The sequence below is a fragment of the Pantoea eucrina genome (assembly GCF_001691555.1).
GTDB lineage: Bacteria > Pseudomonadota > Gammaproteobacteria > Enterobacterales > Enterobacteriaceae > Pantoea > Pantoea borealis.
The window spans coordinates 1,753,969-1,773,797 of record NZ_MAYN01000008.1 but is presented as its reverse complement, the minus strand read 5'-3'; the positions used below and the strand labels follow the sequence as shown (position 1 = coordinate 1,773,797).

Annotated in this window: 17 protein-coding genes; 11 read left to right on the top strand and 6 right to left on the bottom strand. The window is 55.1% G+C overall.

Annotated features, from left to right (window positions below; all coding sequences use genetic code 11):
- Positions 1 to 43 precede the first annotated feature (43 nt).
- From glnH to rhtA, 3 genes are all read right to left on the bottom strand, one after another.
- Complete coding sequence (gene glnH, locus BBA90_RS14465; RefSeq protein ID WP_065649763.1) at positions 44 to 790, bottom strand: glutamine ABC transporter substrate-binding protein GlnH; 747 nt, start codon at positions 788 to 790, stop codon at positions 44 to 46.
- Positions 791 to 1,095: 305 nt separating this feature from the next.
- A complete protein-coding gene (gene dps / locus BBA90_RS14460) occupies positions 1,096 to 1,599 on the bottom strand; it encodes a DNA starvation/stationary phase protection protein Dps (RefSeq protein ID WP_039383410.1) in 504 nt (167 codons plus the stop codon).
- A 306-nt stretch (positions 1,600 to 1,905) separates the two neighbouring features.
- The gene (gene rhtA / locus BBA90_RS14455) at positions 1,906 to 2,796 is read right to left on the bottom strand and encodes a threonine/homoserine exporter RhtA (RefSeq protein WP_065649762.1); all 891 of its coding nucleotides are present in this window, start codon (positions 2,794 to 2,796) and stop codon (positions 1,906 to 1,908) included.
- A 370-nt stretch (positions 2,797 to 3,166) separates the two neighbouring features.
- Here rhtA and ompX point away from each other — a divergent pair, with 370 nt between their 5' ends.
- On the top strand, positions 3,167 to 3,679 hold the full coding sequence (gene ompX / locus BBA90_RS14450; RefSeq protein ID WP_065649761.1) for an outer membrane protein OmpX: 513 nt from the start codon (positions 3,167 to 3,169) through the stop codon (positions 3,677 to 3,679).
- 140 nt (positions 3,680 to 3,819) lie between these two features.
- Here ompX and BBA90_RS14445 read toward each other — a convergent pair whose 3' ends face one another.
- Positions 3,820 to 4,011, bottom strand: coding sequence for a hypothetical protein (locus BBA90_RS14445; RefSeq protein ID WP_065649760.1), 192 nt, complete (start codon positions 4,009 to 4,011; stop codon positions 3,820 to 3,822).
- Between the two features lie 224 nt (positions 4,012 to 4,235).
- Here BBA90_RS14445 and mntR point away from each other — a divergent pair, with 224 nt between their 5' ends.
- From mntR to BBA90_RS14405, 8 genes are all read left to right on the top strand, one after another.
- Positions 4,236 to 4,694 carry a manganese-binding transcriptional regulator MntR gene (mntR, locus tag BBA90_RS14440; protein ID WP_065649759.1) on the top strand — a complete coding sequence of 153 codons (459 nt, stop codon included), beginning with the start codon at positions 4,236 to 4,238 and terminating at the stop codon, positions 4,692 to 4,694.
- Between the two features lie 21 nt (positions 4,695 to 4,715).
- A complete protein-coding gene (locus BBA90_RS14435; RefSeq protein ID WP_065649758.1) occupies positions 4,716 to 5,825 on the top strand; it encodes an SLC13 family permease in 1,110 nt (369 codons plus the stop codon).
- A 172-nt stretch (positions 5,826 to 5,997) separates the two neighbouring features.
- Positions 5,998 to 7,155 carry an HlyD family secretion protein gene (locus BBA90_RS14430; RefSeq protein WP_065649757.1) on the top strand — a complete coding sequence of 386 codons (1,158 nt, stop codon included), beginning with the start codon at positions 5,998 to 6,000 and terminating at the stop codon, positions 7,153 to 7,155.
- Positions 7,152 to 8,720 carry a DHA2 family efflux MFS transporter permease subunit gene (locus BBA90_RS14425; protein WP_065649756.1) on the top strand — a complete coding sequence of 523 codons (1,569 nt, stop codon included), beginning with the start codon at positions 7,152 to 7,154 and terminating at the stop codon, positions 8,718 to 8,720. Before BBA90_RS14430 ends, BBA90_RS14425 begins: the two co-directional genes overlap by 4 nt.
- Position 8,721: 1 nt before the next feature.
- On the top strand, positions 8,722 to 10,242 hold the full coding sequence (locus BBA90_RS14420; protein WP_065649755.1) for an efflux transporter outer membrane subunit: 1,521 nt from the start codon (positions 8,722 to 8,724) through the stop codon (positions 10,240 to 10,242).
- 243 nt (positions 10,243 to 10,485) lie between these two features.
- Positions 10,486 to 11,964: a sugar porter family MFS transporter gene (locus BBA90_RS14415; protein ID WP_065649754.1), complete on the top strand. Its 1,479-nt coding sequence runs from the start codon at positions 10,486 to 10,488 to the stop codon at positions 11,962 to 11,964.
- A 405-nt stretch (positions 11,965 to 12,369) separates the two neighbouring features.
- The gene (locus tag BBA90_RS14410) at positions 12,370 to 12,771 is read left to right on the top strand and encodes an H-NS family nucleoid-associated regulatory protein (RefSeq protein WP_065649753.1); all 402 of its coding nucleotides are present in this window, start codon (positions 12,370 to 12,372) and stop codon (positions 12,769 to 12,771) included.
- A 283-nt stretch (positions 12,772 to 13,054) separates the two neighbouring features.
- The gene (locus tag BBA90_RS14405) at positions 13,055 to 14,647 is read left to right on the top strand and encodes an ABC-F family ATPase (RefSeq protein ID WP_039383434.1); all 1,593 of its coding nucleotides are present in this window, start codon (positions 13,055 to 13,057) and stop codon (positions 14,645 to 14,647) included.
- A 54-nt stretch (positions 14,648 to 14,701) separates the two neighbouring features.
- Here the strand turns inward: BBA90_RS14405 and moeB are convergent, their stop codons facing one another.
- The gene (gene moeB, locus BBA90_RS14400) at positions 14,702 to 15,457 is read right to left on the bottom strand and encodes a molybdopterin-synthase adenylyltransferase MoeB (RefSeq protein ID WP_065649752.1); all 756 of its coding nucleotides are present in this window, start codon (positions 15,455 to 15,457) and stop codon (positions 14,702 to 14,704) included.
- Positions 15,457 to 16,692, bottom strand: a complete 1,236-nt coding sequence (moeA, locus tag BBA90_RS14395; protein WP_065649751.1) for a molybdopterin molybdotransferase MoeA — start codon at positions 16,690 to 16,692, stop codon at positions 15,457 to 15,459. The genes moeB and moeA overlap by 1 nt, the downstream gene beginning before the upstream one ends.
- 284 nt (positions 16,693 to 16,976) lie before the next feature.
- Between moeA and BBA90_RS14390 the strand changes: the two genes are divergently transcribed.
- Positions 16,977 to 17,927, top strand: a complete 951-nt coding sequence (locus tag BBA90_RS14390) for an isoaspartyl peptidase/L-asparaginase family protein (RefSeq protein WP_065649750.1) — start codon at positions 16,977 to 16,979, stop codon at positions 17,925 to 17,927.
- 12 nt (positions 17,928 to 17,939) lie between these two features.
- Positions 17,940 to 19,775, top strand: coding sequence for a dipeptide ABC transporter ATP-binding protein (locus tag BBA90_RS14385; RefSeq protein WP_065649749.1), 1,836 nt, complete (start codon positions 17,940 to 17,942; stop codon positions 19,773 to 19,775).
- The last annotated feature ends 54 nt before the right edge of the window (positions 19,776 to 19,829 follow it).

The window sequence follows — 19,829 nt, the reverse complement described above, 5'->3', positions numbered from 1 at the left end:
GGCGCAAAGGGCGCCCTGCTGCATAAGCCCGTTTACGCAGGCATTATTTTGGTTCAGTACCGAACCATTTTTTATAGATTGTGTTGTAAGTACCGTTGTCGCGCAGCGTTTTCAGTGCACCGTTAATTTTGTCGCGCAGTTCATCACTGCCTTTAGGCAGTGCCACACCATATTGCTGAGCTTCAATCGACTCGCCTACCGCTTTGAAACGGCCTTTACCGGCGGTATTGATAAAATAGAGAATATTCGGCGTATCGTGCAGCACGGCGTCAGCGCGGTTAGTGGCTAACTCCATGTAGGCGTTGTCGATATTCGGGAACTGACGCAAATCTTTGGTTTTGATGTGCGCTTTGGCATAGTCCACCGAGCCGGTCCCGCTTTTCACCGCAACGGTTTTACCGTTGAGATCGTCGATGCCTTTAATGTCATTTTCGTTATTACGTACCATCACCAGCAGACCGCTTTTATAGTAGCCATCAGAAAAGTCGATCGCTTTCTTACGTTCCTCGGTAATGGTAATGCCGGCCAGGGCCAGATCGACATTTTTGGTTTGCAGTGCCGGAATGATGCCGCTGAAATCCATTGGCTTCAGGGTGTAATCCAGCTTCAGCTCTTTCGCCACTGCATCCCAGAGATCGATATCAAAACCAACATATTTGTCTCCCTGTTTAAATTCAAAAGGAACAAATGCGGTGTCGGTCGCGACAATCAGTTTTTTGTCTGCAGCTGTAGAAGAAAGAGAAAAGGCCAGCGCCAGCGCGGCCACAGAGACGTTAAACAGAGACTTCATCATTTTATCCTTTATTGCTCTGCAGGCCTGATGGCCTGCACTACGGCTGTCATATGAAAAAATTATGCCAACTTTAATAACAGCCCGAAATTACCGGCTGCAGGGCTATCAGCTGACACGATTTTGCAGAAAAATGAACCTATGCACTATTTGTGGGCACCATTATGGTGCATATGACATTTTTGGTGCAGCCACAGTGTGCATCAGGATGATGACAAGAAAAGAGTGGGATGAAAGAAGTGTTAACAGGGTCAAAAAAGCGGGGCAGCAGCAATAAAAAAGGCGGGATAACCCGCCTCTGATAATTATTCGATATTAGCTTCGATAAACCACAGGAACTTGTCGAGATCGCGGGACGCTGCGGTGAAGATATCTGCAGTATCTTCATCTTTGACTTCAGTGATCGCTTTGCGGGTATCGTTAGCCACAATGGCGTAGCGATCGGCCAGCGCTTTCAGGTGATCCTGGACGCTGTGAATATTCAGCGGATAGCTCTGCAGTGGCGTTTTATCATTTACGACCTGCGTGGTGCCCAGTGCCACGCCGCCCAGCTGGATCACGCGTTCAGCAATGGTGTCCTGATGTTCGGTAATAGCAGCACGGAATCCATCCAGCATTTCATGCACGCCAATGAAGTTTGCGCCGCGCATGTTCCAGTGCGCCTGTTTGGTGATCAGGGACAGGTCAATGAATTCCACAACCAGACGGTTGAGCACCTCAATGGTGGCTTTCTTTTCGCTGTCAGCCACATCATTGCGGGTGTAAATCAGATCGGAAGCATTGTTTTTAACCAGTTTTGCGGTACTCATCATTTATGTCCTCTAATTGATGTTGCCCTAATCAAGCACGGAAATAAGTATAGCAGCTGTTATAAAATATGCTGAAGCGTTCTGGCCGATAGCAGAGATAGATAAAGACATGAGACGGATTTATAAGTATGCTTGCGCAATAACGTATATTATTCAGTTAGTTATTATATGGAGCTGAAAAGCATTTTCAGTGTGACAAAATAATAACAGCTTTAGCGATGCGATAACGGAATGATAATGATTCCGGATGCTGTTGCAGCCTGCTGAAATAACAGGCTGCAGCGGCCAGAGATAATTAAAGGTGGTTCATGCGACTTCTTTCAGCCGGGCTTTCTGTCGCATCGTGAGCGTTGTGCCTGCTGACGCGGCAATAATCGCCAGCAGACCGAGCCACTGCGGCAGAGTAAGCCGTTCACCCAGAAATAGCATACCGGAGAGGGCTGCCACAGCGGGTTCCAGGCTCATCAGCGTACCAAAGATCCGCGCCGGCAAACGGGTCATTGCAATCATCTCGAGTGAATAGGGGATGGCACTGGAGAGCAGAGCGATCAGCAGCGCCAGCGGCAGAATTTCCCAGTGCCAGATGCCGGGCGAGGCAAACAGCAGCCCCAGCGGCACAAAGATGACTGAAGCAATCAGTGAACCCATTGCCACGGTTGCCGGACCGTGCTCCGCGCCGGCACGCTGCCCGGCGAGAATATAGATTGCCCAGCAGACGCCGGCACCGACCGCCAGCAGGGCGCCCAGCGGATCAATATGGCTGACACCGTCACCAATCGGCAGCAGAAACCACAGGCCGGCGACCGCCAGGGCGATCCAGAGAAAATCAAGCAGCCGGCGTGCGCCCGCCAGCGCCAGCGCCAGCGGACCGAGAAACTCCAGCGCAACGCCCACTCCCAGCGGAATGGTTCTCAGGGCGAGGTAAAACAGGAAGTTCATACAGCCGAGCGCCAGACCGTAAATCAGCAGAGGTTTGCGCTGCGCGGGGGTAAAGCGCAATCGCCAGGGCTTGAAAAAGAGACAAAGCAGTAGCGTTCCGAGTCCGAGACGCAACGCGGTGATGCCAGGCGCGCCCGCCACGTCAAACAGCGATTTTGCCAGCGAAGCGCCACCCTGCAGTGACATCATAGCGACAAGTAAAATGACGACGGGCAGCCATATGGGAAAGCTATTTTTGCGAGAAAGAGGCGCAGACATCCTGTTGTCGATTCCGGAAATAAGGGGTGAGCGAAGGGGAGTAGCTTAAAGCAAATACTGGCGGACAGGGAGAAAATAAGGCCAGTTACGCTTCAGAAAATGGCTAAAAAAGAGCCATTTGCAGGGCCGATTTTGTAAAGAATTGTCAGATTACTTTAGGAATTTACTTAAAGGCATTTTTTGTTTGCAGAATTATTGAACTAAATAACCGCGTATTTTATAAGTAAAATGAATGACATAGGAAACTTCATTAACTTTCTGTTACACCAAACAATCTCTTGGACAACAAAATCCGGGCAGAGTTTCTCCCTAACTTTTGTTATATTTTTAGCGTTGTCAGGAGAGAAGTATTTTCACATTTGAGGTGGTTATGAAAAAAATTGCATGTCTTTCAGCACTGGCTTGTGTACTGGCAGTTTCTGCTGGTTCAGCCATGGCACAGAGCACCGTTTCTGGCGGTTACGCACAGAGCGATTATCAGGGCGTTGCTAACAAAGCTAACGGCTTCAACCTGAAATACCGCTACGAAGACGGTTCCAACCCACTGGGCTGGATCGGTTCTTTCACCTACACCGAAAAAGATCGTACTGAAGATGGTGTTTACAACAAAGGCCAGTACTACGGCTTCACCGGTGGTCCGGCTTACCGTCTGAATGACTGGGCGAGCATCTACGGTGTTGTAGGTATCGGCTACGGTAAATTCCAGCAGAACGAAACTGCCGGTCAGTCTAAATCTGACAGCAGCGACGTAGGCTTCTCTTACGGCGCAGGTCTGCAGTTTAACCCAATTGAAAACGTTGCGCTGGACGTGGGCTACGAGCAGAGCCGCATCCGCAACGTTGACGTAGGCACCTGGATCGCTGGCGTCGGTTACAGCTTCTAAGTTTAGCTTAGACCAGAGTTGCACATGAAACGGTCCCGCAGGGGGCCGTTTTTTTTTGCCTGCGTGTTGAGTTGCAGCAGAGCAGGGCAGAAAAACAAAAACCCGCCATTGGGCGGGTTAAGCAGTAGCCTTGCGGACGTTCAGCCGCGCCAGATAATCTGCTCGCACGGGCGTTCACACTTTTTGCCTGCGAGCTTTTCCAGCAGCATCAGACGGAGCGCAAAAGGCGAGCGGCTGAACAGGCAGAGCAGCGATTTGATATCAAAAGCGGGCTTGCGCTGAGCGGCTTGCGGGCATTTGCCACAATCAAGGCAGTTTTTCAGGGTGCTCATCTTCACCTCCCCATGAATAACAGATGATGCGTAAGCGCGGCTGCGTACCGGACACTGCTGCCTTTTCACGCTTTTCGCTTACATCATGTACAAATATAGCATTGGCTATACTCTTTAGCCAACACTATTCATGAAAAATTTGTGCTTATTTGCGCCTGGTTTACAATGAGCGCAGCCAGTCCGCACGGCAGGTAAGGTGCGGCAGATAATAAAGAGGAAGCTTAATGAGTCGTCGTGCGAAAAATGCCATCAATACCCCTCAGGGGCCGCTTAAGGATATTGAGGAGCATGTTGAAGGCTTTCGTCAGGTGCGCGAAGCTCATCGTCGTGAATTGATTGATGATTACGTCGAGCTGATTTCCGATCTCATTCGTGAATTTGGTGAGGCGCGTCAGGTGGATATGGCGGCGCGTCTTGGCGTATCGCAACCCACTGTGGCAAAAATGCTGAAGCGTCTGAGCACGACAGGCCTGGTAGAGCAGGTACCCTATCGTGGCGTCTTCCTGACGCCTGAAGGCGAAAAACTCGCGGAGGCAAGCCGCGTTCGCCACCATATCGTTGAAACATTTTTGCTGGCATTAGGCGTCAGCCCGGAGACCGCACGACGCGACTCTGAAGGGCTGGAGCATCACGTCAGTGACGAAACCCTGGCTGTCTTCCAGAAATTTTATGAGAGTCGTTAACTTATAAGGCCTGCCGCTATCATGCCCATTGTGCTTCGATCCTTAATGCGTGACCGTATTTTGCATTTGTTGTTACTGTTGGGTGTGATACTGCTGCCGCTGGCAGAGTATCGCTGGCCACAGCTGCCGGCTTCCGTAGACTGGCAGACCATTATGACGCTGACCGGCCTGCTGATGCTGACGAAAGGGCTGGAAAACAGCGGCTATTTTGACGTCCTGGGCGCACGACTGATTCAGCGCTTTCAGCATGAACGCGCGCTGGCGCTGTTTATGGTCTGCGCTGCCGCGCTGCTTTCAACCTTCCTGACCAATGATGTCGCACTGTTTATCCTGGTCCCGCTGACGCTGACGCTGCGTAAATTCTCCCATCTGCCGGTTTCGCGGCTCATTATCTTTGAAGCGCTGGCGGTCAATGCCGGATCGCTGCTGACGCCGGTCGGGAATCCGCAAAATATCCTGCTGTGGAGTCACGGTTCGCTGAGCGTGGGTGGATTTGTCCTGCAGATGCTGCCGCTGGCGGCCGTGCTGATGATAACGCTGATCGCGCTGACCTGGTGGAGCTTCCCGGCGCAGCATATAGACAAACACAGCGATGCTGCTGCGCAACAGTGGAGCCGGCGTCTGTTCAGCGTAAGTCTGCTGCTCTATATCATATTTATCGTGGCGCTGGAGCTGAAGATGACTGGCTGGGCGCTGCTGCTGGTCGCGGTCTGTTTCCTGATGATGGCGCGAGGTGTACTGGCCGCAATTGACTGGAGTCTGCTGCTGGTCTTTGTCGCGATGTTTATCGACGTTTTTCTGCTCATGCATCTGCCTGCACTGCAGCCGTGGTTCGCCCGCATCGGGCAGCTGGGGGAGGGCGGTATCTATTTACTGGCTATCGGCCTGTCGCAGTTTATCAGTAATGTTCCGGCCACTATTCTGCTGCTGCAAAAAACCGATCCCTCTATAGTGCTCGCCTGGGCGGTCAATATAGGCGGCTTTGGGCTGCTGCCGGGATCGCTGGCGAACCTGATTGCGCTGCGCATGGCGCAGGACAAAGCAGTCTGGTGGCGTTTTCATCTCTACTCACTGCCGATGCTGGCGTGGTCAATGCTCTGCGGCTGGCTACTGCTGCAGTGGCTTCACTAGGTTTCTCTCGTCTGCGGGCGCTCTCTGTTCAGCGCCTTTTCAGCGACTGTGGCAGAACGTGCCGCCTGTCTCTGCTTATGTAAAGTTACACTGGAATTTGTCAATTTATTATCTAATGTTAAGTTGACCGTTTGTGCCCGGGGAACGGGCTTTCAGCCAGTGATGACAAATTATGAGCGAAAATCAGCAGCAGGATCCGCAAAAACCGTCAGAAAACGACAACGAATCGCAGCAGGATAAGAACCAGCCGCAGCAGCAGGATAAAGATAACCAGGATGAAGAGCAGCCGCGCAAGCGCCCCGGTAAAAAGCCGCTCATCATTCTCGCGATTGTTGTGGTGATTATGCTGATAGTGGGTTTCTGGTTCTGGTTTACCACCCGCAATATTGAAACCACCGATGACGCCTTTACGGAAGGCAATGCGGTCACCGTGGCACCTAAAGCCTCGGGCTATGTGGTGCAGCTGCTGGTTAAAGATAATCAGCGGGTGAAGAAAGGCGATCTGCTGGTGGTGATCGACCCGCGCGACAGCGCTGCACAGCGCGATCAGGCTAAAGCGCAGCTGGGTCTGGCCCAGGCGCAGCTGCATCAGGCGCAGGCGCAGCTGGCACTCTCGCGCGTGCAGTATCCGGCGCAGCGCGACCAGGCGCTGGCGCAGCAGGCGAGCGCGCAGGCCAGCTTACTGAATGCGCAGGCGGATTATCGCCGTCAGCGCGGTGTGGATCCCCGGGCAACGTCCCAGCGTAATATCGATACCGCGGCGGCGCAGCTGCGTTCGGCTGAAGCACAGCTGCAAAGCGCTAAAGCGCAGGTTGAAGTCGCCTCGCAGGTAAAACTGCAGATCCGGCAACAGGAAACGAACGTTGAAGCGCGCCAGCAGCAGGTAGAGCAGGCGCAGGCGCAGCTCAATACTGCAGAGCTGAACCTCTCTTATACCGAAGTGCGCGCGCCTTACGACGGGTTTGTCACCAAACGTAACGTGCAGCTCGGTACGCTGGTGCAGGCGGGGTCAGCCCTGTTTTCGCTGGTGTCACCCGACATCTGGATCACCGCTAATTTCAAAGAGTCGCAGCTGGCGCGCATGAACCCGGGTGACAAAGTGGAAATCAGCGTGGACGCATGGCCTGATATGAAACTGCATGGCCACGTCGACAGTATTCAGATGGGGTCAGGCTCACGTTTCTCTGCCTTCCCGTCGGAGAACGCCACCGGGAACTATGTGAAAATTGTGCAGCGCGTTCCGGTTAAAATCGTAATTGATAGCGGACTGGATCCCGAGCATCCGCTGCCGCTTGGGCTCTCGGTAGAGCCTGAGGTGACGGTAGAATGAGTGCAGGCGAGAGCTGGCGCCCGGCCAGCAACCCCTGGCTGGTCGCCATCACAGTAACGCTGGCGGTGTTCATGGAGATTCTGGACACCACTATCGTTAACGTTGCGCTGCCGCATATTGCGGGTTCACTCTCTTCCAGCTATGACGAATCCACCTGGGTGCTGACCTCCTATCTGGTGGCAAACGGTATTGTATTGCCGATATCTGCTTTTTTCAGTCGCCTGTTTGGCCGCAAGCAGTTCTTCCTGATCTGTATTGTGATGTTCACTATCTGTTCATTTCTCTGCGGCATTGCCACCGAGCTGTGGCAAATCATCCTGTTTCGCGTGCTGCAGGGCTTTTTTGGCGGTGGCCTGCAGCCGGTGCAGCAATCGGTGCTGCTGGACTACTTCAAGCCTGCCGATCGCGGTAAAGCCTTTGGCCTCTCCTCTATTGCAATTATTGTGGCGCCGGTGATCGGCCCCACGCTGGGCGGCTGGATCACCGATAACTACAGCTGGCGCTGGGTCTTCTTTATTAATATCCCGGTGGGCATTTTAACGGTGCTGGCGATTTACCAGCTGCTTGAAGATCCGCCGTGGGAGCGCAAGTGGGCCAAAGGCCGGCTGAAAATTGACTATATCGGCATCAGCCTGATCACACTTGGCCTGGGCTGTCTGCAGGTGTTTCTCGATCGCGGTGAAGATGAAGACTGGTTCGCTTCCCATTTTATCCGTCTGTTCGCCATGCTGGCAGCGGTGGGGCTGGTGGGCGCCGTCTACTGGCTGCTCTATGCGCGTAAGCCGGTGGTGGATATTCGCGTGATGAAAGATCGCAACTTCTGGGTTGCCGGTCTGCTGATGGCCGGTATGGCCATGATCCTCTACGGCAGCTCAGTGGTGCTGCCGCAGCTGGCGCAGCAGGACCTGGGCTATACCGCCACCTGGTCAGGACTGGTGCTGTCGCCTGGTGCAATACTGATAGTCCTGACTATTCCACTGGTGCTCAAGCTGATGCCAATAGTGCAGACGCGCTATATTATCGCCTTTGGCTTCAGCTGCCTGGCGCTGGCCTTTTTCTACTCCAGTACGCTGACGCCGGACGTTGATTTTAAAACCTTGGTTATGATGCGCAGCGCGCAGTCTATCGGACTGGGCTTTCTGTTTGTTCCGCTTACCACCATTGCGTTTGTCACGATTCCGCAGAAGCTCAACGCCGATGCGTCCGCGCTGTTTACCATGTTTCGTAACGTGGCCGGCTCGATCGGTATCTCACTGGCCACCGCCGGCATCACCGAGCGCGAACAGGTGCGGTCTGCGCACATGGTGCACAACATGTCGCCACTGAACGAACAGTTCAACCTGACATTGCAGCAGTGGGCTCAGGCGATCCGCGATTTTACGCAGGTAGCTGGCGATCCGCTGCAGCTTGCCGCGGGCCAGCTCTATCAGGAGATGATCGCTCAGGCGCGCATTCTGGCCTATATCGACGTGTTCACGGGACTGAGCATTGTCGCGATGATATTGATCCCTCTATGTTGGTTACTTTCGCCGATCAAGAGCGAAGGCAGTGCAGGAGCACACTAAAATGAGAACCTTTTCACGCGTTGCGCTGCCGCTGACGCTGACGACGCTGCTGGCGGGCTGTGCCGTTGGCCCCGACTATCAGCCCCCGCGTCCGCAGACGCCCGGCAGCTTTCACGCACTGTCATCACAGGAAACCTCTAAGCCACTGGCTGCCGCACCCAACCCTCTCTGGTGGCGCAGCTTTAACGATCCGCAGCTCAATAGCCTGATCGATCGCGCAATCAGCGGTAATCTCTCACTGCAGCAGGCGGTATTACGTATCGCCGGTGCACGCGAGCAGCTGGCGCAGGCGCGCGGAGGACTGTTTCCCGCTCTGAATGGCTCAGCCAAAGTCACGCGCCAGCAGCTGGGTCTGAAAGGCCTGCTTAAATCCAATGGCGTATACGATCGGGTGGATAATGATATCGCCGGACAGCTGGATGGACTGAATCACTCTGTAACGCTCTATCAGGGCAGCTTCGATGCCAGCTGGGAGCTGGATATCTGGGGCAAGGTACGCCGGCAGATGGAAGCCGCCGATGCGCAGCAGCAGGCGGCTGTTGCACAGCGTGACGACGTGCTGATTTCAGTGGAAGCTGAAGTGGCGCGTGCCTATCTGCAGCTGCGCGGAGCGCAGGCGGTGCTGGCGACGCTGCAGACGCAGATCAACGTTGCGCAGGAGACCTGGGAACTGACACAAAGCCAGCAGCAAAACGGTCTGGCACCGGCAACAAATGTGGAAAATGCCCGGGCGCAGCTCGCCTCGCTTAATGCACAGCTGCCACAGTATGAGGCGCAGGCGCGGCAGGCGATGAACGGTCTGGCGGTGCTGCTCGGCAAAACGCCCGGCGCGCTGGATAATGAGCTGATGCCGGTAAAAGCGCTGCCGGCCTTGCCTGGCCTGGTACCGGTAGGGATCCCAGCGACGCTGGCGCGCCGGCGGCCCGATATTCGTCAGGCTGAAGCCACGCTGCATGCGCAGACCGCCAATATTGGCGTCTCAGTTGCCAGCCTCTTTCCGGATCTCTCCCTGACCGGTCAGCTCGGCGTCCGTAACACCGATGCCAGCTATCTTGACGACTGGAGCAGCCATTTCTTCAGCATTGGTCCGTCACTCTCTATTCCGATCTTCCAGGGCGGGCGGCTGGTGTCCAGCGTGAAGCTGGCCCGGGCTCAGCAGGCCAGCGCTGCGCTGGATTACCGGCAGACAGTGCTAACGGCGCTGCAGGATGTAGAGAATGCGCTGGTCAGCTACCGGGCAGATCAGCAGCAGGTTACGGCACTGGATGAAACCACCGGCGCGCTGCAGCGAACATTTGATCTGGCCAGCGACAGCTATAAGCAGGGTCTGACCACCTTTCTTGACGTTCTGGATGCGCAGCGGCAGCTGGCGCAGGCGAAAGCACAGTCGGTACAGGCCCGTACGCAAAGCGCGCTCGATCTGGTGGCGCTCTACAAAGCACTGGGCGGCGGATGGGAAAATTATCAGCAGGTTACCCTGCCAGATTATGCGGTATTTGGCCCGGCCACGCAGGCAAACTGACCGTCAGGTCGTCCTGTCACCGGGGCGACCTGATAATTGAAATAAATATTCCTTTTTATATAAGAATTTAAATTTACGCTTTCTGCAGCTGACATAAACAGACAAGTGCGCTGGTTTTATGTGATCGGTATCTAATTTCCTGGCATCGGTTATGATGAACACGGCAAAACTAAAATTTCATATTTAATTTTTATGGCAAAAATACTCTATTTTTGATGCATCTTTTCAGAAATGGAGTTAGTTATGCCTCGTGAAACCTGGCTTACCCTCAATAAAGCCTCAGGACCGAACAGTAATACGCGTACAGAACCCTTCGTTAAAGTGATTGCGGCCGTTGCCACGCTGGGCGGACTGCTTTTCGGCTATGACACCGGCGTCATCTCCGGGGCGCTGCTGTTTATGGGGGATGATATACATCTGACGCCTTTAACCACCGGTCTCGTTACCAGTAGCCTGCTGCTGGGCGCGGCATTTGGCGCACTGATATCGGGGCATTTTGCCGCGGCGGTCGGGCGGAGAAAAATCATTCTGGTACTGGCAACCATTTTTGCTGCCGGCGCGCTGGGAACGGCGCTGGCGCCAGACGCTGAGTGGATGATTTTCTTCCGCCTGGTCCTCGGGGTCGCCGTCGGCGGTGCTTCCGCTACTGTTCCGGTCTACATTGCGGAAATGGCACCCGCCAATAAACGCGGTCAGCTGGTGACGATGCAGGAGCTGATGATCGTCTCCGGCCAGATGCTGGCCTACATCTCTAATGCCGGATTCCATGCCGCCTGGGGCGGTGAGAGTACCTGGCGCTGGATGCTGGCGGTGGCGACGCTGCCTGCTGTCCTGCTCTGGTTTGGCATGATGTTTATGCCGGATACGCCGCGCTGGTATGCGATGAAAGGACGTCTGGCTGAAGCCCGCAAAGTCCTGGAGCGGACCCGCGCACGTGAAGACGTAGAGTGGGAAATGACCGAAATCACCGAGACGCTGGAAGAGGAGCAGCAGCAGCGTCCGCGTCTGCGCGAGTTGCGTCAGCCCTGGCTGCTTAAGCTCTTTTTTATCGGCACAGGTATAGCAGCAATCCAGCAGCTTACCGGCGTCAACACCATCATGTACTATGCGCCGGTGATGCTGAAGGCGGTAGGCATGGATGATAATGCCGCGTTGTTTGCCACTATCGCCAATGGGGTTATCTCAGTACTGATGACATTTGCCGGGATCTGGCTGCTTGGACGTATTGGCCGCCGTACCCTCACGCTTATCGGACAAATAGGGTGCACTGCCTGCCTGGTCTTTATCGGATCCGTCAGCTACTTTATGCCGGACACGTTAAACGGTCAGCCTGATATGCTGCGCAGCTATATGGTCCTGCTGGGTATGCTGCTGTTTTTAAGTTTTCAGCAGGGGGCATTATCACCGGTCACCTGGCTGCTATTATCCGAAATTTTCCCGACGCGGCTGCGCGGTATATTTATGGGCGGGGCGGTATTTGCCATGTGGCTGACGAATTTTACTATCTCATTACTGTTTCCGTTGCTTCTCGCATGGGTGGGTTTGTCAGGTGCCTTTTTTATTTTTGCGGCAGCCGGCCTGTTCGGTACGCTGTTTGTTTTCTGCTGTGTACCGGAAACCCGTAATCGTTCACTGGAACAGATTGAGCATTATCTGCGCGACTGGCTGACGGAAACATCGCCGCGTCAGGTAATGAGGCCATCAGCTCAGAAAAGCGGATAAAAAATAGATTTCTCTGATAAAACCGGCGCTCGCCGGTTTTTCTTTTTAGGCGATAGTCAGGCTGACTTCCACATCAATAAAAAAGTACAATAAATGTGAATAAGAGCGACATGATTAATTATTTTTACGCTTCGCCTGCAGGATGTCACAAACTAAAATTTTGCTAACTACTTGTTTCACTCGTGGGATCGGCAAATGAAATCGATATCAATGCAACAGGTGGCGGGAAACTTTATCAGTTTATTAACGCTTAATGTTAACCGATACGGCTTATCCTGACTGAACAATAACAATAAGCGAACCTGTTAAGAATAATCCGGTCTGCAAAATTAATTTATTTTTTTATTTGAATTGGGTAATCTTGCCGCTACAGTTTATTAATACCCCTTAAACAAGGACATTGTGATGAGTGACGCATTTAAAGTACTGAACAACATTCGCACATTACGTGCGCAGGCGCGTGAACTGCCGCTGACCGATCTGGAAGAAATTCTGGAAAAATTAACTGTTGTTGTGACTGAACGTCGTGAAGAAGTTGAAGCCGAAGAAGCGCAAAATCGCGAAAAAGAAGAGAAGCTGTCTAAATATCGCGAAATGCTGCTGGCTGACGGTATCGATCCTAACGAATTACTGGGCGCACTTGAAACCGGTAAAAAACGCGCCAAGCGTGCACCGCGTCCGGCTAAATATACCTATACCGACGAAAACGGTGATGAAAAATCCTGGACCGGCCAGGGACGCACGCCAGCAGCGATTAAAAAAGCGCTGGATGCCGGCAAGAGCCTGGACAGTTTCCTGATTAAATAAGCGACGCAATCCTTGTATATGGGAGCCGGGGACATATTGTCCCCGGCTTTTTTATTGGCTGATGTTTTTATCTTATGTAACAAACTGCGCTAACTGATAACGATGACGTAACGTCAGCAGGGCAGAATCGCCTGATACGGATGCTGTTAACACTATTTTGCATCTGCTAACAGCCTGTTTGCGGAAAAGCTGCGCCATTGCCCGGCGCAGACTGGCTCATATAGCCCATCTCTGGCATAATGCCCGCTGTTTTTTCATCCACCGTGTAACAAAGGTCAATGCCGTGTTAGTTTCCAGCAATATCACTATGCAGTTCGGCAGCAAGCCGCTGTTTGAGAATATCTCCGTTAAGTTTGGCGGAGGTAACCGTTACGGTTTAATCGGTGCAAACGGCAGCGGTAAATCGACCTTTATGAAAATACTGGGCGGCGATCTCGTGCCTACCAACGGCAATGTCTCACTCGATCCCAATGAGCGTATTGGTAAGCTTCGTCAGGATCAGTTTGCCTTTGAACAATATAGTGTGCTGGATACGGTCATAATGGGGCATCAGGAACTCTGGGCCGTAAAAGAAGAGCGCGACCGTATTTACGCTCTGCCAGAAATGAGTGAAGCAGAAGGCTACAAAGTTGCCGATCTCGAAGTCGCCTACGGTGAAATGGATGGATATAGCGCGGAATCACGTGCGGGCGAGTTATTGCTGGGCGTGGGTATTCCGGTTGAACAACATTACGGGCCAATGAGCGAAATTGCACCGGGCTGGAAACTGCGTGTACTGCTTGCGCAGGCGCTGTTCTCTAATCCCGATATTCTGCTGCTTGATGAGCCGACGAACAACCTGGATATTGATACCATCCGCTGGCTTGAACAGGTACTGAACGATCGTAACAGTACGATGATCATCATTTCGCATGACCGTCACTTTTTGAATATGGTCTGCACGCATATGGCGGATCTCGATTATGGCGAGCTGCGCGTTTATCCGGGCAATTACGATGAGTACATGACCGCAGCAACGCAGGCGCGCGAACGTCTGCTGGCTGATAACGCGAAAAAGAAAGCGCAGATTGCTGACCTGCAATCTTTTGTCAGCCGCTTTAGTGCCAACGCCTCTAAATCCCGTCAGGCAACATCGCGTGCGAAACAGATTGATAAAATCAAACTGGATGAAGTTAAAGCGTCCAGTCGTCAGAACCCTTATATTCGCTTTGAGCAGGATAAGAAATTATTCCGTAATGCGCTGGAAGTGGAAGCGCTGACGAAAGGATTTGATAACGGCCCACTCTTTAATAAGCTGAATCTGATGCTGGAAGTGGGCGAGAAGCTGGCAATTCTGGGTGCCAACGGTATTGGTAAATCCACGCTGCTGAAAACGCTGGTGGGCGAATTAACCCCGGACAGCGGCAGCGTTAAATGGTCTGAAAATGCGCGCATCGGCTATTACGCGCAGGATCATGCCGAAGATTTTGCCGAAGACCTGAGCGTGTTCGACTGGATGAGCCAGTGGAAGCAGGATGGCGATGATGAACAGGCCGTGCGCAGCGTACTGGGCCGTTTACTGTTCAGCCATGACGACATCAAAAAACCGGCCAAAGTGCTGTCGGGCGGTGAGAAAGGGCGGATGCTGTTTGGCAAGCTGATGATGCAGAAGCCTAACATTCTGATTATGGATGAGCCGACCAACCACCTGGATATGGAATCGATCGAATCACTCAACATGGCGCTGGAGATGTATGAAGGCACGCTGATCTTTGTTTCACATGACCGTGAATTTGTCAGCTCGCTGGCCACGCGCGTGATGGAGATGAAAGGCGAGCGCATCGTTGACTTCACCGGTAACTACGAAGATTACCTGCGCAGCCAGGGTATTTCATAACCCTGATCTTTCTGTCTGCTTAACAGGCCGCCCGACCGGGCGGCCTGTTTGCATTCAGGGGGCACCACACACGTCACACTGTGCGTCCTGCACTACTTTCATACTGCGGAATTCAGCACGCATTGCGTCATACATCAGCAGGCGTGAGCGGGCGGGTTCACCAAACGCGGTAAGCAGTTTCAGCGTCTCCATCGCCTGCATTGCGCCAATGACGCCCACCAGCGGGGCCATCACGCCGGCTTCCACGCAGCTCAGCGTCTGTTCTCCGAACAAACGGCTGATACAGCGGTAACAGGGCTCGCCAGGCTGCCAGGTAAAAACGCTCAGCTGGCCTTCCATGCGGATCGCTGCACCGGAAATCAGCGGGACTTTTTGCCGGAAGCAGAGGCGGTTCAGCTGTTCACGTGTAGCCACATTATCTGTGCAGTCCAGCACCGCATCATGCCGCGTAATCAGCGCACTCAGGGCTGCGTCATCAGCCTGCATGTCACAGGTTTCAATCACGCAGTGCGGATTCATTGCGGCTAACTGCGCGCGCGCAGAGTCGACTTTGGGCTGGCCAATCGTTTCATCGCGATGCAGGATCTGCCGCTGCAGATTGCTCAGGCTGACGGTATCAAAGTCGAGCAGCGTCAGATGTCCGACGCCAGCGGAGGCGAGCCAGGGTGCGGCCGCGCATCCCAGCCCCCCCAGGCCCGTTATCAGCACGCGTGACTCTGCGAGCTGCTCCTGTGCGGCGAAGTCGAAGCCGCGCAGGACAATCTGCCGGTTATAGCGCAGCATCTCTTCATGCGTAAGTTCGCGTGTCATTACCCCTCCAGCAGAGGGTTAAAAGGCTCAACTTCAACCCATTCACCCGCTTCTGCCGTACCGCGTTCGCGCTCCAGCACAATAAAGCAGTCGGCCTGCGCAAACGAACTGAAAACGTGAGAGCCCTGTGCACCAGTGGAGCGAACTTCCAGCACACCTTCGCTGCTGCGGCTGAGCACCCCGCGCTGAAAATCGAGGCGTCCCGGTGATTTTTTCAGACGGTCCAGCGTCCGCGCACGCTGGCGCAGCGGCATTGCCGGTGTTGTCTGACCGCTCAGCCTGACCAGCAGCGGCTGGACCAGCTGATAAAAGGTCACGGCGGCAGAGACCGGGTTGCCCGGCAGCCCGCAGAACAGACTATTGGCCAGCTGGCCAAACGCGAAAGGTTTGCCCGGCTTGATCGCCAGTTTCCAGAAGCCTATGGTGCCGAGTTCGTCGAGGATCTCCCGGGTAAAATCCGCTTCACCCACTGAGACGCCCCCGGTGCTGATAACCACATCGGCCTGACTGTCTGCTGCCATAAAGGCCTGACGCAGCGCGAGCGGGTCATCAGCGATAACGCCGAGATCGATAACCTCGCAGCCCAGCTTGCTGAGCATCAGCGAGACGGTAAGGCGATTGGTGTCATAAATCTGGCCCTCTGCCAGCGGTTCCCCCACGGCCTGCAGCTCATCTCCGGTCGAGAATATTGCCACCCGCAGCCTGCGCCGCACCGATACCCGGGCAATACCCAGCGAGGCGAGCAGCGGCAGCTCAGCGGCACCCAGCCGCACACCCGCTGCCAGAACCTGATGTCCGGCGCGAATATCTTCACCGATGCGGCGGATATTCTGACCCGCGTTTACCGGTGCGGTGATCGCGATACCGTCTGCGTGTTGTTCCGTTTGCTCCTGCATGACCACCGCGTCACAGCCTGCCGGTACCGGGGCACCGGTCATGATGCGGATAACGCTGCCTGCCGGCCATGTGCCCCGCCAGGGGGCACCGGCAAAGGCTTTGCCCGCGACGGCGAGCGGCCCGTCAGCACTGAGATCGCTTAGCCGCACCGCATAGCCATCCATTGCAGAGTTATCGAATGAGGGCACATTCAGCGGTGAGATCACCGACTCTGCGGTAATGCGTCCGGCAGCATCAGCGAGGGTAACCTGTTCGGTTCCGCTCACAGGTTGCAGCGTTTGCAGCATCATCTGCTGCGCCTCTTCCAGCGAAATTAAGCCAGCGGTATTGGGTTCCATATCTCTCCCGGACGGATAAATGTCAGATGTAACCTATTATGGGTTAAGGCGCTGGCGTAAGGCCAGACCCGTTTGATCCGGCCGCACAGATCGCGCGGTGGGCATTTAACAAGGTCTGTCGCGAAAGGAAAAAGCTATAAAGCCTGAGAAAAGGTTATGAGGGCAGATGCACTTTCTGCTTTACAAGCTGCCGGGTGCTTCCTATAGTCGAAAATTGTCTGAAAATGATGAAAACCATTCTAAATCAGTGTTTTTTCTGCTGATAATCCTGACAGGTGCAGCTAATGACGAAAGCAGTAATCGCTATCCATGGCGGAGCAGGCGCGCTTTCCCGCACGACTATGAGCGCGGCGCGCGAGCAGCATTACCGGCAGCAGCTGCACGACATTATCGCAGCGGGGCAGCAGATTCTGGCCGCAGGCGGAAGCGCACTGGATGCGGTGACTGACGCAGTGCGACGGCTGGAGGCGTGTCCGCTATTCAATGCCGGGCGGGGCGCAGTTTTCACCCATCAGGGCACACACGAGCTGGATGCCAGCATCATGGATGGTCGTACGCTGCAGGCGGGCGCAGTAGCAGGCGTCAGTCATATTGAACATCCGATCCTTGCCGCGCGTAAAGTACTGGAGGCGAGTCCTCACGTGCTGCTGATCGGTGCCGGCGCAGAAGCTTTTGCCGTGGCACAGGGGCTGAAGCCCGTTGCCGCTGACTTTTTCTCAACGCCAGAACGTCTGGCGCAGCTGCTGCGCGTGCGCGACAGCGACGCTACGCCGCTGGATCACGATGTGGCCGCGACGCCGCTGGATGAGGATCGCAAACTGGGTACCGTGGGTGCGGTCGCGCTGGATCTGCACGGCAATCTTGCCGCGGCGACCTCCACCGGGGGCATGACCAACAAGCAGGCTGGCCGCGTGGGCGACTCGCCGCTGATTGGCGCCGGCTGCTATGCCAGCAACGACAGCGCTGCGGTCTCCTGTACCGGCACTGGTGAAGTCTTTATGCGTACGCTGGCGGCTTATGATGTCGCCGCACAGATGAAATATGGCGGACGTTCGCTGCAGCAGGCGACCGCCAGCGTCATCCACGATACGGTATCGGAGCTGGAAGGCAGCGGCGGTCTGATTGCGGTTGACGCACACGGCAATCTTGCACTGCCGTTTAACAGCGAAGGCATGTACCGGGGCTTTGCTTACGTTGAGGGTCCGGTTGAGGTAGCCATTTACCGCGACAGCTAAGGAGCAGGCAGAATGGAACAGCAGCAGGTGCTGGCGGTACGCGATCTGTGCGTCACTTTTCAGCATGAAGAGAGCAAAACTGAAGCGGTCCGTCATCTTTCGCTCGATCTGTTGCGGGGTGAAACCCTGGCGCTGGTTGGCGAATCCGGCTCAGGTAAATCAGTGACGTCACTGGCGCTGATGCGCCTGATTCAGCAGGCGGGCAGCGAGATAAGCGGTGAGATAAAGCTGCGCCGCAGAAACGGGGAGATCCTGGACGTGATGCGTGCGTCAGCCGGTGAGATGCGGCAGGTGCGCGGCGCTGACATGGCGATGATCTTCCAGGAACCGATGACCTCGCTGAACCCGGTGTTTACCGTGGGCGAACAGATTGCTGAATCCGTGCGCTTACATCAGAAAATGAGTCACCAGCAGGCGCTGGCTGAAGCGCGTCGCATGCTGGACCTGGTACGCATTCCGGATGCGCACGCTATTCTGTCGCGCTATCCGCATCAGCTCTCTGGCGGCATGCGCCAGCGCGTGATGATTGCGATGGCGCTCTCCTGCCGGCCGGCGCTGCTGATTGCCGATGAGCCGACTACGGCTCTGGATGTCACTATTCAGGCGCAGATCCTGCAGCTCATCCGCGTGCTGCAAAAAGAGATGCAGATGGGCGTGATTTTTATCACGCACGATATGGGCGTCGTTGCTGAGATGGCCGATCGGGTACAGGTGATGTATCGCGGCGATGTTATCGAACAGGCGCCGGTGCAGCAGCTGTTTAACGCACCGGTTCAGCCCTATACCCGCGCGCTGCTGGCGGCCGTGCCCCGGCTGGGTGCAATGAGCGGGCAGCCACTGCCGGCGAAATTTCCGCTGCTCCACCCCGGCGGGCAAGAGGTGCCGGCTCTGCCGCAGGATACCGTGCGTCGCGATCGGCCTCCGGTGCTGCAGGTGCGCGACCTGGTCACCCGCTTCGATCTGCGTGGCGGTCTCTTTAACCGGGTCACGCGCCGGGTGCACGCGGTAGAGAAGGTGAGCTTTGATCTTTATGCCGGTGAGACGCTGGCACTGGTTGGTGAGTCGGGATGCGGTAAATCGACCACCGGTCGTTCACTGCTGCGGCTGGTCGCCAGTCAGGGCGGCAGCATTACCTTTGACGGTCAGCGCATCGACGCGCTGCAGGGTGCCGCGCTGGCGGCGCTGCGGCGCGATATTCAGTTTATTTTTCAGGACCCTTACGCCTCCCTCGATCCGCGCCTTACCGTGGGCTTTTCTGTGATGGAGCCGCTGCTGGTGCACCGGGTGATGAGTCGCGCGCAGGCAGAGAAGCGCGTTGCCTGGCTGCTGGAGCGGGTAGGGCTGCAGCCGGAGCATGCGCAGCGCTATCCGCATGAGTTTTCAGGCGGGCAGCGTCAGCGCATCTGTATTGCGCGTGCGCTGGCGCTGAATCCCAAAGTGGTGATTGCGGATGAATCGGTGTCAGCGCTGGATGTATCGGTCCAGGCGCAGATTATCAATCTGATGCTTGATCTGCAGCGGGAAACCGGCATCGCGTTTCTGTTCATTTCCCATGATATGGCAGTGGTGGAGCGGATCAGCCATCGTGTAGCCGTGATGTATCTGGGACAGATCGTTGAGATAGGACCACGCCAGGCGGTGTTTGAGCAGCCACGTCATCCTTATACCCGCAAGCTGATGGCGGCGGTACCGGTAGCCGATCCGGCACACCGGCACCGTGAACGGGCGTTAATGGTTGATGAGATCCCCAGCGCCGTACGTCCGCTGGGAGATGAGCCGGAAATCGCGCCGCTGCTGGAGGTCGCGCCGGGACACTTTGTGGCACGCCACGCGATCAGTGGCGCCTGACAAAAACAGAGCGTCCTGAACCCAGGACGCAGCAGACAGGGACTACAGGAGAAT

Coding starts and splice junctions, on each gene's coding strand:
- moeB (WP_065649752.1), bottom strand. CDS start 15,457: ATGACACGCGAACTTACGCATGAAGAGATGCTGCGCTATAACCGGCAG.
- BBA90_RS14435 (WP_065649758.1), top strand. CDS start 4,716: ATGCCCATTGTGCTTCGATCCTTAATGCGTGACCGTATTTTGCATTTG.
- dps (WP_039383410.1), bottom strand. CDS start 1,599: ATGAGTACCGCAAAACTGGTTAAAAACAATGCTTCCGATCTGATTTAC.
- rhtA (WP_065649762.1), bottom strand. CDS start 2,796: ATGTCTGCGCCTCTTTCTCGCAAAAATAGCTTTCCCATATGGCTGCCC.
- BBA90_RS14430 (WP_065649757.1), top strand. CDS start 5,998: ATGAGCGAAAATCAGCAGCAGGATCCGCAAAAACCGTCAGAAAACGAC.
- BBA90_RS14420 (WP_065649755.1), top strand. CDS start 8,722: ATGAGAACCTTTTCACGCGTTGCGCTGCCGCTGACGCTGACGACGCTG.
- BBA90_RS14385 (WP_065649749.1), top strand. CDS start 17,940: ATGGAACAGCAGCAGGTGCTGGCGGTACGCGATCTGTGCGTCACTTTT.
- BBA90_RS14445 (WP_065649760.1), bottom strand. CDS start 4,011: ATGAGCACCCTGAAAAACTGCCTTGATTGTGGCAAATGCCCGCAAGCC.
- BBA90_RS14425 (WP_065649756.1), top strand. CDS start 7,152: ATGAGTGCAGGCGAGAGCTGGCGCCCGGCCAGCAACCCCTGGCTGGTC.
- ompX (WP_065649761.1), top strand. CDS start 3,167: ATGAAAAAAATTGCATGTCTTTCAGCACTGGCTTGTGTACTGGCAGTT.
- BBA90_RS14390 (WP_065649750.1), top strand. CDS start 16,977: ATGACGAAAGCAGTAATCGCTATCCATGGCGGAGCAGGCGCGCTTTCC.
- BBA90_RS14415 (WP_065649754.1), top strand. CDS start 10,486: ATGCCTCGTGAAACCTGGCTTACCCTCAATAAAGCCTCAGGACCGAAC.
- moeA (WP_065649751.1), bottom strand. CDS start 16,692: ATGGAACCCAATACCGCTGGCTTAATTTCGCTGGAAGAGGCGCAGCAG.
- glnH (WP_065649763.1), bottom strand. CDS start 790: ATGAAGTCTCTGTTTAACGTCTCTGTGGCCGCGCTGGCGCTGGCCTTT.
- BBA90_RS14410 (WP_065649753.1), top strand. CDS start 12,370: ATGAGTGACGCATTTAAAGTACTGAACAACATTCGCACATTACGTGCG.
- mntR (WP_065649759.1), top strand. CDS start 4,236: ATGAGTCGTCGTGCGAAAAATGCCATCAATACCCCTCAGGGGCCGCTT.